This is a genomic window from Stenotrophomonas sp. NY11291 (assembly GCF_023277365.1).
Taxonomy (GTDB): domain Bacteria; phylum Pseudomonadota; class Gammaproteobacteria; order Xanthomonadales; family Xanthomonadaceae; genus Stenotrophomonas; species Stenotrophomonas geniculata.
The window spans coordinates 2,905,616-2,921,282 of the sequence record NZ_CP096975.1 but is presented as its reverse complement, the minus strand read 5'-3'; the positions used below and the strand labels follow the sequence as shown (position 1 = coordinate 2,921,282).

13 protein-coding genes are annotated in these 15,667 nt (G+C 68.0%); 5 read left to right on the top strand and 8 right to left on the bottom strand.

The genetic code is table 11. The features are described from left to right. Positions 1 to 5: 5 nt before the first annotated feature. From M1L61_RS13585 to M1L61_RS13565, 5 genes are all read right to left on the bottom strand, one after another. Complete coding sequence (locus M1L61_RS13585) at positions 6 to 1,415, bottom strand: DNA polymerase Y family protein (RefSeq protein ID WP_053443225.1); 1,410 nt, start codon at positions 1,413 to 1,415, stop codon at positions 6 to 8. Between the two features lie 9 nt (positions 1,416 to 1,424). Next, the gene (imuA, locus tag M1L61_RS13580; RefSeq protein ID WP_053443224.1) at positions 1,425 to 2,039 is read right to left on the bottom strand and encodes a translesion DNA synthesis-associated protein ImuA; all 615 of its coding nucleotides are present in this window, start codon (positions 2,037 to 2,039) and stop codon (positions 1,425 to 1,427) included. A 241-nt stretch (positions 2,040 to 2,280) separates the two neighbouring features. Then, positions 2,281 to 3,288, bottom strand: a complete 1,008-nt coding sequence (locus M1L61_RS13575; protein WP_197576727.1) for a cyclase family protein — start codon at positions 3,286 to 3,288, stop codon at positions 2,281 to 2,283. 37 nt (positions 3,289 to 3,325) lie between these two features. Then, positions 3,326 to 3,976: a DsbA family protein gene (locus M1L61_RS13570; protein ID WP_248853642.1), complete on the bottom strand. Its 651-nt coding sequence runs from the start codon at positions 3,974 to 3,976 to the stop codon at positions 3,326 to 3,328. Between the two features lie 92 nt (positions 3,977 to 4,068). Next, entirely contained in the window at positions 4,069 to 5,019 is a 951-nt protein-coding gene (locus tag M1L61_RS13565; protein ID WP_191863646.1) for a LysR family transcriptional regulator, read from the bottom strand. A 116-nt stretch (positions 5,020 to 5,135) separates the two neighbouring features. Here M1L61_RS13565 and M1L61_RS13560 point away from each other — a divergent pair, with 116 nt between their 5' ends. After that, positions 5,136 to 6,014, top strand: a complete 879-nt coding sequence (locus tag M1L61_RS13560) for a sterol desaturase family protein (RefSeq protein ID WP_227199619.1) — start codon at positions 5,136 to 5,138, stop codon at positions 6,012 to 6,014. 9 nt (positions 6,015 to 6,023) lie between these two features. On the opposite strand, the gene M1L61_RS13555 is transcribed toward M1L61_RS13560, so the two are convergent. Further along, positions 6,024 to 6,728: an AraC family transcriptional regulator gene (locus M1L61_RS13555; RefSeq protein WP_049481979.1), complete on the bottom strand. Its 705-nt coding sequence runs from the start codon at positions 6,726 to 6,728 to the stop codon at positions 6,024 to 6,026. 287 nt (positions 6,729 to 7,015) lie between these two features. Continuing rightward, positions 7,016 to 7,450: a glyoxalase/bleomycin resistance/dioxygenase family protein gene (locus M1L61_RS13550; RefSeq protein WP_010485036.1), complete on the bottom strand. Its 435-nt coding sequence runs from the start codon at positions 7,448 to 7,450 to the stop codon at positions 7,016 to 7,018. A 338-nt stretch (positions 7,451 to 7,788) separates the two neighbouring features. On the opposite strand from M1L61_RS13550, the gene M1L61_RS13545 reads away from it, so the two are divergent. After that, on the top strand, positions 7,789 to 10,584 hold the full coding sequence (locus M1L61_RS13545) for a glycoside hydrolase family 3 C-terminal domain-containing protein (RefSeq protein WP_248853641.1): 2,796 nt from the start codon (positions 7,789 to 7,791) through the stop codon (positions 10,582 to 10,584). Positions 10,585 to 10,763: 179 nt separating this feature from the next. Here M1L61_RS13545 and M1L61_RS13540 read toward each other — a convergent pair whose 3' ends face one another. Continuing rightward, complete coding sequence (locus M1L61_RS13540; protein ID WP_248853640.1) at positions 10,764 to 11,669, bottom strand: LysR family transcriptional regulator; 906 nt, start codon at positions 11,667 to 11,669, stop codon at positions 10,764 to 10,766. A 105-nt stretch (positions 11,670 to 11,774) separates the two neighbouring features. Here M1L61_RS13540 and M1L61_RS13535 point away from each other — a divergent pair, with 105 nt between their 5' ends. From M1L61_RS13535 to M1L61_RS13525, 3 genes are all read left to right on the top strand, one after another. After that, positions 11,775 to 13,136: an MFS transporter gene (locus M1L61_RS13535; protein ID WP_241888102.1), complete on the top strand. Its 1,362-nt coding sequence runs from the start codon at positions 11,775 to 11,777 to the stop codon at positions 13,134 to 13,136. Continuing rightward, positions 13,133 to 13,519, top strand: a complete 387-nt coding sequence (locus tag M1L61_RS13530) for a DUF4440 domain-containing protein (protein ID WP_010485044.1) — start codon at positions 13,133 to 13,135, stop codon at positions 13,517 to 13,519. Before M1L61_RS13535 ends, M1L61_RS13530 begins: the two co-directional genes overlap by 4 nt. A 222-nt stretch (positions 13,520 to 13,741) precedes the next feature. After that, complete coding sequence (locus M1L61_RS13525; protein WP_019338311.1) at positions 13,742 to 15,652, top strand: CocE/NonD family hydrolase; 1,911 nt, start codon at positions 13,742 to 13,744, stop codon at positions 15,650 to 15,652. Positions 15,653 to 15,667 lie beyond the last annotated feature (15 nt).

The following is a 15,667-nucleotide window of genomic DNA, read 5'->3' as shown; positions in this document are numbered from 1 at the left end:
GTGGCTCAGCCGAACCAGCCGTGCAGCATCCACGGCGCATGCGGGTCGTTGCGCTCACGAAAGACCCAGCCGCGCTGGCCGTGAGCAGTTTCCACCACGTAATAGTCGCGCCGTGCATCGGCCTGATCCCACCAGCCCGATTCGATCCGCTCCGGCCCGGTGACGATGCGCAGCCGCGGATCACGCAGTGGTTGCGGCGTGTCCAGCAGCCAGCCGGGGCGCAGTGGCCAGTACGACGGAGGCTTGGCTGGCGGCTGGATGCCACTGGCGCGTTCGGGGCGATGGTCGGCCTGCACCGCCAGCGGCTGCACGGCGTCATCGCCCAGCCGCGCGCGCAGGCGCTCGCGCAGCTGGTTCCAGGGCATCGCCTGTGCCGGCCGGGTATCGAACAGGTCACGCGCGGCGGGCACGAACGGTGGCAGCTGCTCGGCCTGCAGTCGCAGTGCGCGGCTGCCGGCCGGCAGGGCAAACGCTTCCATGCGGTTGCGTGCGATCTCGAACAGCAGCGCGGGATCGCGCTCGGGCGCCAGCAGGCCGATGGTCAGCACGCTGGCCGGCAGCATGTCGTGCTCGAAATGCAGGTCGAAGCGCTGCACGCCGCCATCGCGCGAACACAGGAATGCGGCCAGGTCCAGCAGCAGGCGACGCAGCGGAAACAGCAGGGCCTGGCTGGATTCGATCTCGTATTCGAATTCGATGCGCGCATCGAAACGGTCCGGTGGCTGGTAGTAGCGCAGTGGCGCGGCGGGCAGCCCGCGCAGCGCATCCAGCTGCTGCAGCACGTCCGGTGCGAAGCGCCGGGCCAGGCTGTCGCGCGGCAGCTCGAGCACCGCACCCAGCGTGCGCAGGCCGGAACGGCCGAGTACGGTCACTGCTTCGCTGGGCAGGCCACAGCGCGGCAAGGGCAGCTGCGCCAGTGCCGCTGGCAGCTGCTGCGCATCGATGCTGAGGCCGTCGTGAACGTTGGCCAGCACGCGCGCGGCATGCGCGGTGGGCGCGGCCACCAGGCGATGGCGGAAACCAAGCTCATGCAGTTCGTTGCGCAGCCGCTGCTCGATCGTCAGCCAGTCGCCGAACAGGGCACGGCTGGCACCGATTTCCATGACCAGCGCGTGCGGAAAATCGAGGCTGACCTGCGAGCTGTAGGCATAGGCCCAGCTGGCCAGCAGCTGCCGGGTGTGCTGTTCGGCGCTGGGATCGTAATCGTGCAGATGCAGGTCCTGCACCAGTACCTGCGCAGCCGACAGCAGCATGCCCGGGCGCAGCCCCGCTGCGCGTGCCGACGGGCTGACCGCACGCAGTACGCGACGCTGTGCCGGCCCCTGCAGCAGCACCAGTGGCCGCTGCGGGTCGGGCTGCAGGCGCAGCACGCTGTCCAGCGCCAGCTGCGGCAACAACAGACAGGCCCAGTGCATGGCGCGGCCTCAGTGGGCGATGGCCAGCGGCAACGGCTGCGCCGGCGGCAGGCCGCCACGGCACTTCAGCACCCGCACCTGGCCGTGGTCGAGCTGCAGGCGCAGGCTGGCCGGGGAGGGATTGCGCGCCGCCTGCGCCTCGCGGAACACGAAACCCAGGCACTGGCCGCTGTCGGCCGCCACCTGCAGGCGGCGCAGTGAGCGGTCATCGGCCTGGTGTGGCCAGCACAGCACTGCTGCACAGGCGGCCGAGCGCAGGCACTGTTCGGTGGCCCACAACGCTTGTTTCGGCGCGGCGTGGATGATCTGCAGCTGGGTCAGATCCAGCCCGGCCGCTGCCCAGGCCGGAGCGTGCGGGCGATAGGGTGGGGCGACCAGCACGATCGGGCGGTCGCGCTGGCTCAGCTTCGCCAGCGCTGGCCAGACCAGAGCCAGTTCGCCGACGCCGGGCGCGGCCTGCAGTACCTCGCATAGCCCGCTGCTGGGCCAGCCGCCGCCGGGCAGGCGCGCATCCAGTGCCGGGTGACCACTGGCCAGATGGTCGCTGGCCGGCCCCTGGCGGGCCGGGCCGCGCCACAGCTGGCGGCCGTCAAGCAGCCGGTCGAGGGCGACGACGGCACCCATCAGCGGGTCCTCCAGGGGAGGCGCCGGGCAGGCTGGAAGCGGCAGGAACGGGCGGAAACGGCGGGCATGACGCGAGTATCGACGGGCCGGTATCAGGGGCTGAGACCGGACATGCTACTCGCCTTGTGAGTAGAATTACTAATGAAATCGGAGGATCGGATTTCAGGTTGCTGAAGGGGTAGGGGTGCCGACCAAGGTCGGCCCCCCGGCATGGCCCGGCGCTACCCGGGTATGTCCACGGTTACGGGCGGACCGGCAGCGCGACCGGGCGCAGCGGCGCGGCATCGCCACCGCGGATCTTCAGCGGGCCGCCGATGAAGGCGAACTCGTAGACCTTGTCGCGGGCCAGTTCGTCCAGCGCCACCAGCTCGATGATCGGCGCGCCCTGCTGGGCCAGCAGGTAGGTGTGCAGGGGCACGTAGTCGTCGGACACCTCCGAGGGGAAGGTCTCGAAGCTGAGGTTGTCGGCACCGACGATCATCGCGCCGCTGTCCTCGATCAGGAAGCGCGCCGCGTCCAGGCCCATGCCCGGCGGGTTGGCCATGTAGGCCTTGGGCTGTTCGAACAGGCGCATGCGGCCGGTGCGGATCAGCACCACGTCGCCCTGCTGCAGTTTCACCTTCTGGCGTGCCAGCGCATCCTTCAGGTCCTGGCGGGTGACGCGGTAGCTGTCCGGCAGCATGTCCACGCCCTTGGCGGTGGCCACGTCGATCAGCACGCCACGCGCGATCAACGGCGGGAACTTCTCGATGCCGGTGACATTCCAGCCACGGTCGCCGAGGTGTTTGTCGGCCTCGAAGCCATTCCAGATCTTTCCATGGATGCCGAAGTGGTTCAGCGCATCGATGTGGGTGCCGGTGTGGCTGTACATCGAGAACGCGGTGCCGGTGTAGCTGCGGGTGAGGTTCATGGTTTCGCCCACGCCCATCGGATCATCCATCACCGTGCCGCGCGGGGTGTGGGTCATCCAGAACTGGTAGTGCGGGTCGCCGGCATCCTGCCAGCTGGGCATGCCGACGTAGTACTCGGTGGCCAGGTCATAGGCCTTGCCGCCGCTGACCCGCGACAGGATCGCCGCACGCGAGGCCTCGGTGATCAGGTTGAGGCGGCCGATCTCGTCCTTCGGCCCCCAGGGGCTGGTGCCGACCTGCTGGCCGGAGGGTACGCGTTCGTGCGCGGACACGGTGGTGGAAGCTGCGGTGCCGGCCAGCAGCAGGGCCAGCGCGGTGGCCAGGGTACGTGGGGTCATGGGGAGTCTCCTTGCAGGGTGGGGGGGGGGGCGCGGCTCAGGCCGCGACCAGGTGCGCCAGGGCCTGGCGCAGGTGTGGCAGCGGCAGGGTCTGCATGCGCAGGCCGTTGCCGCCGATCACGGTGGGAATGGAGCGGATGCCGAGGGCAGCGGCTTCGGCGCGATCGACCTGCACGCGCTGGCGTACTGCGTCGCTGCGCATGTGGTCAGCGAAGGCGCCACGCGGGTGGCCCAGCGCTTCGGCGATATCCAGCAGGACTTCGGCGTCGCCGATGTTGCGGTGCTGGTGCAGGTGCGCCCACTGCACGGCATCGAACATCGCGCCATGGGCGTCGTTGCCACCGAGCATGCCGGCGGCCTGGCAGGCCAGTGCGCCCAGCCAGCCGGACGGATACTCGAAGTCCTGCGCGCGCATGCCTTCGATATCGATGCGCGCGGTGTCTTCATGCGCGGCGCAGTCGGTCCAGTGGCGCAGGATGATCGCCTTGGCGCGCTCCATCGAGCCGAACACCTCGACCATCTGTGCGCGCGAGTCCTGCAGCACGAAGCTGCGGTGGCGCACCTGGATGGCGAGTTCGGCGGAGACCTGCTTCAGGCGCGGGGCCAGCACGAAGCACCAGCCGCAGACCACGTCGTGGAAGAAATCGACCACCGGCGCGGCGGTGGCGGGGGAAGGAACGGAAGACATCTGCCTGCCATCGGTGAGAGGGGAGGCGGCAGATTAGGCAGCGCGGCGTGGCCGAAACAGCACGCCGCGGGCAGCTCAGTTTTCGCTGGCGGTTACGAATCCAGGCCAGCGCAGCCGGGCAGCTCGGCGTGCAGGAAATCGATGAAGGCACGCACCTTGGGTTGCAGATGGCGCGACGTGGGGTAGACCGCATGCACGAAGCGCGGCGGATAGCGGTGGTCGGGCAGCACCTGCTGCAGTTCGCCCTGGGCCAGTGCCGGAGCGGCCAGGAACGAGGGCAGGGCACCGATGCCCATGCCGGCCACCAGCAGGTCGCGCAGCAGCAAGCTGTTGTTGACGGTGACGCGCGCGGGCAGGGTGATGGTCACCTGGCCATCGGGACCGAGCAGCGGCCAGCTGCCGGGGGAGTCGGACAGGCTGTAGGCCAGCACGCTGTGCGCCTGCAGATCGTCCACCGCCTGCGGTGCCGGATGCTGCCGCAGGTAGGACGGGGCCGCGCACAGCACCTGCTGCAGCGACGCCAGCCGGCGCGCCACCAGGCGTGAATCATCCAGTTCGGCACGCAGCCGCAGCGACACATCGAAACCCTCACCGACTGCATCGAGCAGGCGATCTTCCATCACCAGGTCCAGCGACAACTGTGGATGCTGCTGCAGGAAGCGCGGCAGCAGCGGCGACAGCGTGCTCAGTGCGAATGACTGCGGCGCGTTCACGCGCAGGCGTCCGGCCACCTCGCCGCGCTGTTCGGCGATGCCGCGTTCCAGCGCGTCCAGCTCGTCGAGCAGGCGGCAGCATTCGCGGTAATAGGCGTGGCCGGTTTCGGTCAGGCTCATGCGCCGCGTGGTCCGCTGCAGCAGCACCACGCCCAGGTGCGTTTCCAGCGTGCGCAACTGCTTGCTCAGGCCGGCCGGCGACATGCCCAGGTCTTCGGCGGCACGAGCGAGCCCGCCGCGTTCGACGATGCGGCGGAAGGCGCGCATCAGGTTGAAGGAGTCCATGCCGGTCCCGGGCGCGATGAGAGCATCATTGTAGATCCACGCCATGCGTGGATGTGGGAAGCGTGGTGCCCGCAGGGTTGCGCCGTTTGTTCAAGCCAGCAACCCACACGCCACGCCAGCATGCAGGCCCCTCACTTCCCGGGTTGCCCATGAAGCACTGGATGCTCCGCCTGTATGCCCCGCTGTTCCTGCTTGGATTCGTCGCCACTGCCGTCGTCTGGGTCGGCCACTGCCATGGCGATCCGTTGTGGCTGCTGGCCCTGCTGGCGATCGCCATTGCGGTTTCGTTCGTCGCCGAGCGCGCCTGGCCGTATGACCCTGCGTTCAACCGCGACCACGGCGACCGTGTGCGTGACGCCCTGCACGCGCTGGTCAACGAAGGCCTGAACCTGTTGTCGATCGCGGCGGTGCCGCTGCTGGCGGCGATCATTCCGTGGCAGTTGTGGCCGCTGCAGTGGCCGTTCGCACTGCAGCTACTGGTGGCGATCATCGCTGCCGATCTCGGCATCACCCTGGTGCACTACGCCAGCCATCGCATCGGCTGGCTATGGCGTCTGCATGCCGTGCATCACAGCGTGACCCGCATGTATGGCTTCAACGGGCTGATGAAACACCCACTGCACCAGGCCGCCGAAGCGGTGGGCGGCGTGCTACCGCTGCTGCTGTTGGGCCTGCCGATGCCGGTGGCGGCGGTGCTGGCCTTCGCCATTGCCATCCAGCTGCTGCTGCAGCACTCCAACGTGGACATGCGTCCCGGCGTGCTGGGCCGGGTGATGGCCTGGGCGCCGCTGCACCGCTTCCATCACATGCGTTACGGCACCGCCGGCGACGTCAACTTCGGCCTGTTCCTGACCGTCTGGGATCACCTGCTGGGGACTGCCTTCGATGCGCCGGGCTATCGGCTGCGCCAGCACGACCTCGGCATCGGCAGCCAGCCGGACTATCCGCGCGATTACCCCGGGCAACTGCTGGCGCCGTTCCGCGAACTGCCACATGGCGAGGTGCCGGAGCTGCCGGAAGGTCTGCGCAGGCGCGGATGATGGGTCGTGTCAGGCCGCGTGCAGCTGCAGGCCCTGCAGTTGCGCGGCACTGATGCCGAACATGCGGCGCAGGCTGCGCGACAGATGGGCCAGATCGGCGAATCCAGCGGCATGCGCACTGTCGGTCAGGCTGTGGCCGTGCAGATGATGCGTGAGTGCATTGCGCAGGCGTTGCCACAGTACCCAGCCGCGGAGTGTCACCGCCAGGTCGGACTGGAAACGCCGGTGCAGCTGGCTGGCCGACAGGTGCGCCGCCTCGGCGATATCGGCGGCCGGCACCGGGTCAGGCAGGTGCTGGGCGATACGGGCCAATGCCGCCTGCACGCGGCGGTCCAGCGGTTGTGGGCGGCTCAGCCGTGGCAGCCAGTCGCAGAGCTCCATGGTATTGCCCGGCAGTGCGTGCAGATGCTGCTGGATCTGCGTGGAATCGGCATGCGCGGGTTCGAGGAACACCGTGCAGCCCGCTTCCGGCGCCGACAGGATCGCATGCGTCTGGAAGGAGGGCAGCCACAGCCGTTGGCCCTGCTGCCGTACGCCATCGACTTCGACCTGCCAGGGCGTACCGTCGCTCAGCAGCAGTTGATGGGCGTAGTGCGCATGTACGCTGCTGTCACCGGCATGGCCCTGCAGCACCGCCACGTGAGCATCCAGCAGCAGCGTGCCATTCCAGGGCAGGGCGGGGGAGGACATGGAGGGATTGTAGATCCACGCCATGCGTGGATGAATCTCCATCGAAATCGATTAATTCGACGATTGATCGAAGAGCATCCACGCCTGGCGTGGATCTACTGCAGATTGCGGCGAATTGTCGAAGGCGGGGTGGGTCCGGTTGCGGGGGCGTGAGCGCCATGGATGGCGCGACCGAGGCTACATGGACGTACTTGCGCCGTCCCCCGCAACCGGACCCACCCCGCCACCCCACAGGAACCCAGCTTTTGCTTCTGCTGTTGCATTGGCCGTTGCCTCTGCGGGTGCCGGGCGCAGCCCGGCCGCGCGCACTCTCACCGCCCGTGCGGATCCGGCCGGTGATGTACGTACTCGACCACCGTGCCATCGGGATGCACCGCATTGAACGCCGCCCCGGTCGGCACCACCTGCAGCGGGAAGATGATCTCGGCACCGGCCGCGACCAGTTTGTCGTGATAGGGCCGAACGTCATCGACCAGCAGCGTCCCCGTGGTCGAAGTGAATGGCGCCAGCGCCTCATCGCAACCTTCGATCAGCAGGAATGCACCGACCATCGCCAGGCGTAGGCCGGCATCGGGAAACGGGAAGCCCGCATCGGCCACCACACCCTGCAACTGCTCGTAGAACGCCACGCTGCGCTCCAGTTCGCCAGGGGCAACGAATACCCGGATCAGCACGCGTGGGCTGCGCTGGGTGGAGGTATCACAGCGGTCACGCCAGAGATGATCGAAGTCGCGGTGTATGTTCATGGGCGGGGTCCAGGGCCGGTGACACCTCATTATCGGCAGCCCCACGCGGCCTGCTGATGACCGCCGGTGATGGCCTGATAACCGCTGGCCGGGTTGCCTCTGTGACTTAGGTCCTGTTGACAGGTGTGAACGCCCTCGCACAATCTTCACAGGATTGGGTCGCCCTGCGCGGCCCGGACAGGCAGGTTGTCACGCCGGGAGGAGGGTCCCAGGCGCAGACCGGCCCGTCCTTCGGCCTGCGGGAGGTTGCCTGGCAATTCCTGCGCGGCATGAACGCTGCACCCTTCGGCGGCACTTTCCCTGGACCGATTGCCTTGGCAACGGAATTACGCCTGCCGATGAAAACGTTTACAAAGCCGCTTGCACTGTCCCTGGCCCTGTCTGTCGCACTGGCCGCCCCGGCCTGGGCCGACCCCGCCGCGTTCACTGTGCTGACCCTGGAACAGGCCCCGACCGCCGAGACGATGCCGGCCCTGGCCGCCCAGCTGAAGACCCTGCAGGTGGACGCGGTGAGCGTGCGCCAGGTGCAGCGCGGCATCGGCCAGGTCGATCCGCTGCAGGTGCTGGCCGATGGCCTGGGCTACGAGTACCGCTTCATCGCCGCCGGCAGGGACGATGGCCAGATCCAGCGCGGCCAGGCCGTGCTGACCCGGCTGCCGATCGCCGCTGAATCCGGCCCGGACCAGCCGGGCCTGAGCTACCTGCGCCTGGACGATGGCCGCCACACGGTGGCGGTCTATACCGATGCCGGTGCAGGTGCCGCGCAGCTGCCAGCGCTGGTCACCCGTTCGCGGCTGGGGGCGCCGGCGGTGCTGCTCGGCGCGGTGGCCGGTGAATCGGCCAAGGCCGCCGGCTTCGATCCGGCGCGTGTCGCCCTGGAAGCCGATGCCAGCTATTTCAGCGACGGCTTCCAGGCCGCCAGCAGTGCGCCGTTCAAGGTGACCGGCAGCACGCTGCGCGCCACCTTGCTGACCCTGGCCTATGCCGCCGACAAACATGGCGACAGGCCGTGGATGGACACCACCCTCAACGCCGATGCGCGCGCTGCGCTGTTGCTGAAGGCGATGACGGAGGACGAGAAGTTCCAGATGCTGCACAGCTACTTCGGGCTGGGCAAGGACGGTGGCCCGCTGCCGGAAGGCGCGGTCGGTTCGGCCGGTTACGTGCCGGGCGTGGCGCGGCTGGGCATTCCGTCGCAGCAGTCGGCCGATGCCGGCGTCGGCGTGACCAATCCGGGCGGCATCCGCCCGGGTGATTTCGCCACGGCGATGCCATCGGGCCCATCCACCGCATCGAGCTGGAACCGGCAGGTCGCCTTCGCGGGTGGCGCGACCATGGGCCGCGAGGCATGGCAGCAGCGCTTCAACATCCTGCTGTCGGGCAGCGTCAACCTGCAACGTGATCCGCGCAATGGCCGCAACTTCGAATATGCCGGTGAAGATCCGCTGCTGGCCGGTTCGATGGTCGGCGCGCTGATCCAGGGCGTGCAGAGCCAGCACGTGATCTCCTCGATGAAGCACTTCGCGCTGAACGACATGGAGACCCGCCGCAACTTCCACGATGTGCGCATTGGCGAACAGGCCATGCACGAGTCGGACCTCCTGGCCTTCGAGATCGCGCTGGAAGCCGGCCGCCCGGGCGTGGCGATGTGCTCGTACAACAAGATCAACGGCACCTACGGCTGCGAGAACGGCTACCTGATGAACCAGGTGCTGAAGCAGGAATGGAAGTTCCCCGGTTTCGTGATGTCCGACTGGGGTGGCGTGCACAGCGGTTCGAAGGCGGCGCTGGCCGGCCTGGACCAGCAGTCGGCCGGCGAAGTGTTCGACGCGGCGGTGTTCTTCGATGAGCCGCTGCGCCTGGCCGTGCATGGCGGCGTGGTGCCGCAGGCGCGCCTGAATGACATGGTCGCGCGCATCCTGCGCACGATGTTCCTGCATGGCAACTTCGACAACCCGCCGCAGCACCAGAAGGTCGATGCCGAGGCCGGCTTCGCCGTCGCCCAGCGCACGGTGGAAGAGGGCAGCGTGCTGCTGCGCAATGAAGGCAACCTGCTGCCGCTGGCCGACACGGTGAAGCGCATCGTCATCATCGGTGGCCACGCCGACAAGGGCGTGATTGGTGGCGGCGGTTCGTCGATGGTGGGCGTGACCGCCAAGGGCACCAATGCAGTGCCGGGCGTGCTGCCGACCACCTGGCCGGGCCCGGTGATCTTCCACCCGTCCTCGCCGCTGGAATCGCTGCGCGCAGCGCGTCCGGACGCGACCATCGAGTACGTGGACGGCACCAACGCCGCCGCCGCGGCCAGGGCTGCCGCGCAGGCCGACGTCGCCATCGTGTTCGCCACCCAGTGGGCCGCCGAATCGGTGGATCTGCCGGACATGCAGTTGCCGGACAACCAGGACGCGCTGATCTCGGCGGTGGCCAAGGCCAACCCGAAGACCGTGCTGGTACTGGAAACCAATGGCCCGGTGCGCACGCCATGGCTGGCGCAGGTGCCGGCGATGCTGCAGGCCTGGTACCCGGGCATCCGCGGTGGCGAAGGCATTGCCGCGCTGTTGACCGGCCAGGTCAATCCGTCCGGCCGTCTGCCGGTGACCTGGGTGGTGGACGAATCGCAGCTGCCGCGCCCGCACATCGACGGCCTCGGCTTCAAGCCGGCCAAGCCGTTCGGTGATGTGTTCGATTTCGATATCGAAGGTGCCAACGTCGGTTACAAGTGGATGGCGGCCAAGGGCCTGAAGCCCACCTTCGCGTTCGGTCATGGCCTGTCCTACACCTCGTTCGCCTATGAGAACCTGAAAGTCAGCGTGGAAGGTTCGCGCCTGGTCGCCAGCGTGGACATCCGCAACACCGGCGAGCGCGCCGGTGCCGACGTGGCCCAGCTGTACCTGAAGCTGCCGGCTGGCAGCACCACGCCGATCCGACTGATCGGCTATGACAAGGTGAACCTGCAGCCGGGCGAACAGCGCCGCATCCGCATCGAAGCCGAACCGAAGACCCTGGCCCACTACGATGCGCAGGCCCGCCAGTGGAAGATCGACGGCGGCACCTACCAGGTGCAGCTGTCGCGCAATGCTGCCGAGCCGCTGCAGACGGTGGACGTGCAGCTGGTGGAGCAGGTGCTGCGCTGAGGCCTTGAAGACACGGCCCCGGAAGGGGCCGTGTTTGTTTGTAGATTGCCGCTGCGCTCGCCGGGCACGGCCCGGCGCTACCGGATATCTACTGTAGCGCCGAGCCCATGCTCGGCTGTTGTAGAACGGAGCCGAGCGTGGGCTCGGCTCCAGAACGCCGCGCCCGGCGGACGCCGTCATCACCCGGGCGCGCTGCCAAACCACCCGCGCAGGAAATCAATCAGCTGCCGCACCTTTGGCGAGGGCTGCGTGCTGTGCGGGTAGACCGCGTACACGCTCTGCTGCGGGAAGCGGTGCTGGCACAGTACCGGTCGCAGCCGACCCTGGGCCAGATCGTCCTCGATCAGCCAGCGCGGCAGCACGGTCACGCCGGCACCGGCCACGGCGAAGGCGCGCAGGCTGCTGGCACCATCCACGCGCACCACCGCGTTGCCGGGGTTGGTGGCGAACAGGGCATCGCTGCCATCCGGTGCCACCACCGGCACATCGGCCAGGCGCGGGTAGCCCAGGCGGGGCAGGGAACCCAGCTGCACGGGGTCATCGGCAGCATCGGCAGAGGGCAGGCGTGCCAACAGGGACGGAGCCGCTACCGCGCACAGTGGATGCCGTTCCAGTTCGCTGGCATGCAGCCCAGAGTCCGGCAGGCGGCCGAGGCGGATCGCCAGGTCGAAGCGTTCGGGAATCAGGTCGGCCGGTGCCGGTGAGGTCGACAGGTGCAGCTGCAGGGCCGGGTGCCGCGCACGGAACGCCTCCAACGCACGAATCAAGCGTAGCTGGGCGTACTCCGGCGTGGTGGTCAGGCGCAGTACGCCCTGCAGCTGGTGCTGGTCGCGGCGCGCGGCATCGATCGCCGCCTGGGCGGCGTCCAGCGCCTGCACGCAGTGCTGCAGGAACTGCTCGCCAGCCTCGGTCAGGGCCAGGTGCCGGGTACTGCGCAGCAGCAGGGTCACGCCCAGCTCCTGTTCCAGCCGCTTCAGGTTGAAGCTGACCACCGCGCGGCTGAGGCCGAGGCGATCGGCGGCGGTGGTCAGGCTGCCGGCCTCGACCACGGCGCGGAAGATATCGAAGCGGTCGAGGCTGACCATGGCGATCCATTGTCAAAACAGATTTGACAGTGTTGCAGCTGTCGTCGTGTTTTTCCAACAAGGCCCGCACGGCATGCTGGCCGCTTCTCTGCTGGAGCGCCGCCGATGCCGTCCCCCCGCCTGCGCCATGAGGCGATCTTCCTGCTGGTGTTCGCCCTGGATCTGGTCAACATGTTCATCGCCACGGTGGCCTATCCGGCCTTGGCGGCGGAACTGCACGCTGATATCAGCACCCTGGCCTGGGTCGGCACCGCCTACATGCTGGGCCTGAGCGTGGTGATTCCGTTGGCGCCCTGGCTGGCTGCGCGCTGCGGCGAGCGTCGCTTGCTGCTGGTGGCGTTGCTGTTGTTCGCGGTTGCCGCTGTGCTGGCTGGCGCAGCGCCGGGTATCGGCTGGCTGCTCGGCTGGCGCCTGCTGCAGGGGCTGGCCGGTGGCCTGCTGATTCCGGTCGCGCAGGCCGCGGCCTACCGGCAATGCACGCCTGACCAGCGTGGCGCGCTGACCCGGCGCATCCTGCTGGTGGCGCTGCTGGTGCCGGCCCTGGCGCCAGCCCTGGGCGGATTGCTGGTGCAGTGGCTGTCCTGGCGCGGTGTGCTCTGGGCCAGCCTGCCCTTGGCGGTGGTGGCGATCGCGCTTGTGCTGGCATGGATGCCGGCCGATGGCGTGCGCAGTGCGCCGCGGCTGCAGGCCTATGCGCTGTCCACCGCGATGCTGGCGCTGGGCGCGCTGCTGCTGGCGCTGACCTGGCTGGGTGAGTCCGGACACCGCGGCGCAGGTGCCGTGTTGTTGCTGGTCGCACTGCTGCTGGCGGTGGCCCACCTGCGGCATGCGCGTCGGCAGGCGCAGCCCCTCCTGCGCTGGTCGTTGCTGTCGCATCGTGGGCTGCGGCTGGCGATGCTGATCTATCTGGCCGTACCCGGTGTATTCATCGGCAGCCAGCTGGTCAGTACCCTGCAGCTCCACCAGGCCGGTTACAGCGCGGCACGCATCGGCGCGCTGATGCTGCCGTGGGCGCTGGCCTCGGCCACTGCGATCACGGCCAGCAAGCGCCTGCTGGCTCGCTTCGGCCCGGCCACGGTACTGCGTACGGGCATGCTGCTGCAGGCCAGCGGCCTGCTGTTGATGGCGCTGCTGCCGCAGCCGGCCTTCGCGTTGGCCGCGCTGTTGTTCGCGCTGATGGGGGCGGGCGGCAGCCTGTGCAGCAGCACGGCGCAGACGCTGGCCTTCCATGGCGTGGAGGGTGAAGCGCTGGGCGATGCCAGTGCCCTCTGGAACCTCAACCGTCAGCTCAGCTTCTGCCTCGGTACCGCCGCCATTGCGCTGCTGCTGGCATTGGCCATGCAATGGCTGCCGGCAAACGCCACGCGCGTGGCGCTGGGGCTGGCCGCCCTACTGACTCTGCTGCCGATGGTATTGCTGCGCCGGCCGCAATCGATCTCTCTTTCCCAACCCGAGACAATGCAATGACGATGACCGCAGAGAACGAGTTCCATGATCTGATCGCCAAGCTGCAGGCCTGGTTCCGTGCGGAAGCAGCCGCCAGTACGCTGGATGCGCTGATGGATCATTTCTGCACCGACTTCAGCATGGTCGGTATTGCCGGGCAGCGCCTGGACCGCGAAGCCCTGGCCGGCATGTTCGCTGGCGGCCATGGTGCCCGCCCGGGCTTGCGTATCGAAATCGATGCCCTGCAGTTCATTGCGGTGCCGGCACCGTTGGTGATGCTGCGCTACCGTGAAGGGCAGGGCGTTGCTGAAGGTGGGATGGCCTGGCGTGAAGCACTGGCCGTGCTGCGGCAGGAAGACGGCCGTTGGCGTTGGCTGGCGTTGCATGAAGTAACGGCAGCCTGATGTTGTAGAGCCGAGCCCAGGCTCGGCTGCTCTTCGGGGAGGTTGCGGTGGCCCCAGCCGAGCGTGGGCTCGGCTCGACAACGGCCAGATGGATGCGTGCCCGTCGGGCAGCACATGTGCCATCAGTCCTGCCTGCATCCACCGAAGAATGCAAAGCCCGCACACACTTCACGGCTCGGGGCAGGAGTAGGCTTGAGGCTTTCCTGCCGGGAGGGGTTGTCCATGCGTGTGCGTGCCGTCGCTGTAGCCATTGCCCTTTGCCTGTCCAGCACCGTGCTGGCCGCCGATACCCCGCCGATGACCCCGGACATCAGCGGCAAGCCCTTCGTTGCCCCCGATGTCGGTCGTGACTACGACAAGCGCGTGGTGATGGTGCCGATGCGTGACGGCACCAAGCTGTATACGGTGATCGTGGTGCCCAAGGGCGCCCGCAACGCGCCGATCCTGCTGACCCGCACACCTTACGATGCCGCTGGCCGCGCCAGCCGCAGTGATTCGCCACGCATGCGCGACCTGCTACCGCAGGGCGACGAGGTGTTCGTCGACGGCGGTTACATCCGCGTGTTCCAGGACATCCGCGGCAAGTACGGCTCCGAAGGCGATTACGTGATGACCCGGCCGCTGCGCGGGCCGTTGAACAACACCAAGGTGGACCACTCCACCGATGCCTGGGACACCATCGACTGGCTGGTGAAGAACGTACCGGAGAGCAATGGCAAGGTCGGCATGCTCGGCTCGTCGTACGAGGGCTTCACCGTGGTGATGGCGCTGACCGACCCGCATCCGGCACTGAAGGTGGCTGCGCCGCAGAGCCCGATGGTCGATGGCTGGATGGGCGACGACTGGCTCAACTACGGTGCGTTCCGCCAGGTCAACTTCAACTATTTCGCGATGCAGACCGAGAAGCGCGGCAAGGGCACGCCGCTGCCCAGCCTCGGCTACGACGACTACAGCACCTTCCTGCGCATCGGTTCGGCCGGCGACTACGCGCGCTTCACCGGTGTGGACCAGCTGACCTGGTGGAAGAAGCTGGTTGAGCATCCGGCCTATGACGGGTTCTGGCAGGGCCAGGCGCTGGATGCGGTGATGGCGAAAACACCGCTGAAGGTGCCGACCATGTGGCTGCAGGGCCTGTGGGACCAGGAGGACATGTGGGGTGCCAACCATGCCTACCAGGCAATGGAAGGGCGCGACAGCGGCAACAACCGCAATTACCTGGTGATGGGGCCGTGGCGGCACAGCCAGGTGAACTACAGTGGCAGCGAACTGGGCGCGCTGAAGTTCGATGGCGATACCGCGCTGCAGTTCCGCCGTGATGTACTCAAGCCGTTCTTCGACCAGTACCTGGTGGACGGTGCGCCGAAGGCGGACACGCCGCCGGTGCTGATCTACAACACCGGTGAGAACCACTGGGATCGCCTGAAGGGTTGGCCGCGCAGCTGCGACAAGGGCTGTGCCGCCAGCAGCAAGCCGCTGTTCCTGCGCGCCGGAGGCAAGCTGGCGTTCCAGGCGCCGGCGGCGGGCGAGGGCGACTTCGAGGAGTATGTGTCCGATCCGGCCAAGCCGGTGCCGTTCGTGCCGCGCCCGGTACGTTTCGGTGACCGCGACATGTGGACCACCTGGCTGGTCAAGGACCAGCGCTTCGTCGATGGTCGCCCGGACGTGCTGACCTTCATCACCGAACCGCTGGCCGCGCCGCTGCGCATCGGCGGCGCACCGGTGGTGCATCTGCAGGCCTCGACCAGTGGCACCGACAGCGACTGGGTGGTGAAGTTGATCGATGTGTATCCGGACCAGGAAGCGTCCACGCCGGAGATGGGGGGCTATGAGTTGCCGGTGTCGCTGGCGATCTTCCGTGGCCGCTACCGCGAGAGCTTCAGTGATCCGAAGCCGCTGGCGGCCAACGAAGTGCTGCCGTACCGCTTCGATCTGCCCAACGCCAACCACACCTTCCAGAAGGGGCACCGGGTGATGGTGCAGGTGCAGTCCAGCCTGTTCCCGCTGTACGACCGCAACCCGCAGACCTACGTGCCGAACATCTACCTGGCCAAGCCGGGCGATTACCAGAAGGCCACGCAGCGGGTCTGGCACAGCGCGGCACAGGCGAGCTACATCGATCTGCCGGTGTATTGAAGCGGCCAGGGTGAC

Coding starts and splice junctions, on each gene's coding strand:
- M1L61_RS13585 (WP_053443225.1), bottom strand. CDS start 1,415: ATGCACTGGGCCTGTCTGTTGTTGCCGCAGCTGGCGCTGGACAGCGTG.
- imuA (WP_053443224.1), bottom strand. CDS start 2,039: ATGGGTGCCGTCGTCGCCCTCGACCGGCTGCTTGACGGCCGCCAGCTG.
- M1L61_RS13575 (WP_197576727.1), bottom strand. CDS start 3,288: ATGACCCCACGTACCCTGGCCACCGCGCTGGCCCTGCTGCTGGCCGGC.
- M1L61_RS13570 (WP_248853642.1), bottom strand. CDS start 3,976: ATGTCTTCCGTTCCTTCCCCCGCCACCGCCGCGCCGGTGGTCGATTTC.
- M1L61_RS13565 (WP_191863646.1), bottom strand. CDS start 5,019: ATGGCGTGGATCTACAATGATGCTCTCATCGCGCCCGGGACCGGCATG.
- M1L61_RS13560 (WP_227199619.1), top strand. CDS start 5,136: ATGCTCCGCCTGTATGCCCCGCTGTTCCTGCTTGGATTCGTCGCCACT.
- M1L61_RS13555 (WP_049481979.1), bottom strand. CDS start 6,728: ATGGCGTGGATCTACAATCCCTCCATGTCCTCCCCCGCCCTGCCCTGG.
- M1L61_RS13550 (WP_010485036.1), bottom strand. CDS start 7,450: ATGAACATACACCGCGACTTCGATCATCTCTGGCGTGACCGCTGTGAT.
- M1L61_RS13545 (WP_248853641.1), top strand. CDS start 7,789: ATGAAAACGTTTACAAAGCCGCTTGCACTGTCCCTGGCCCTGTCTGTC.
- M1L61_RS13540 (WP_248853640.1), bottom strand. CDS start 11,669: ATGGTCAGCCTCGACCGCTTCGATATCTTCCGCGCCGTGGTCGAGGCC.
- M1L61_RS13535 (WP_241888102.1), top strand. CDS start 11,775: ATGCCGTCCCCCCGCCTGCGCCATGAGGCGATCTTCCTGCTGGTGTTC.
- M1L61_RS13530 (WP_010485044.1), top strand. CDS start 13,133: ATGACGATGACCGCAGAGAACGAGTTCCATGATCTGATCGCCAAGCTG.
- M1L61_RS13525 (WP_019338311.1), top strand. CDS start 13,742: ATGCGTGTGCGTGCCGTCGCTGTAGCCATTGCCCTTTGCCTGTCCAGC.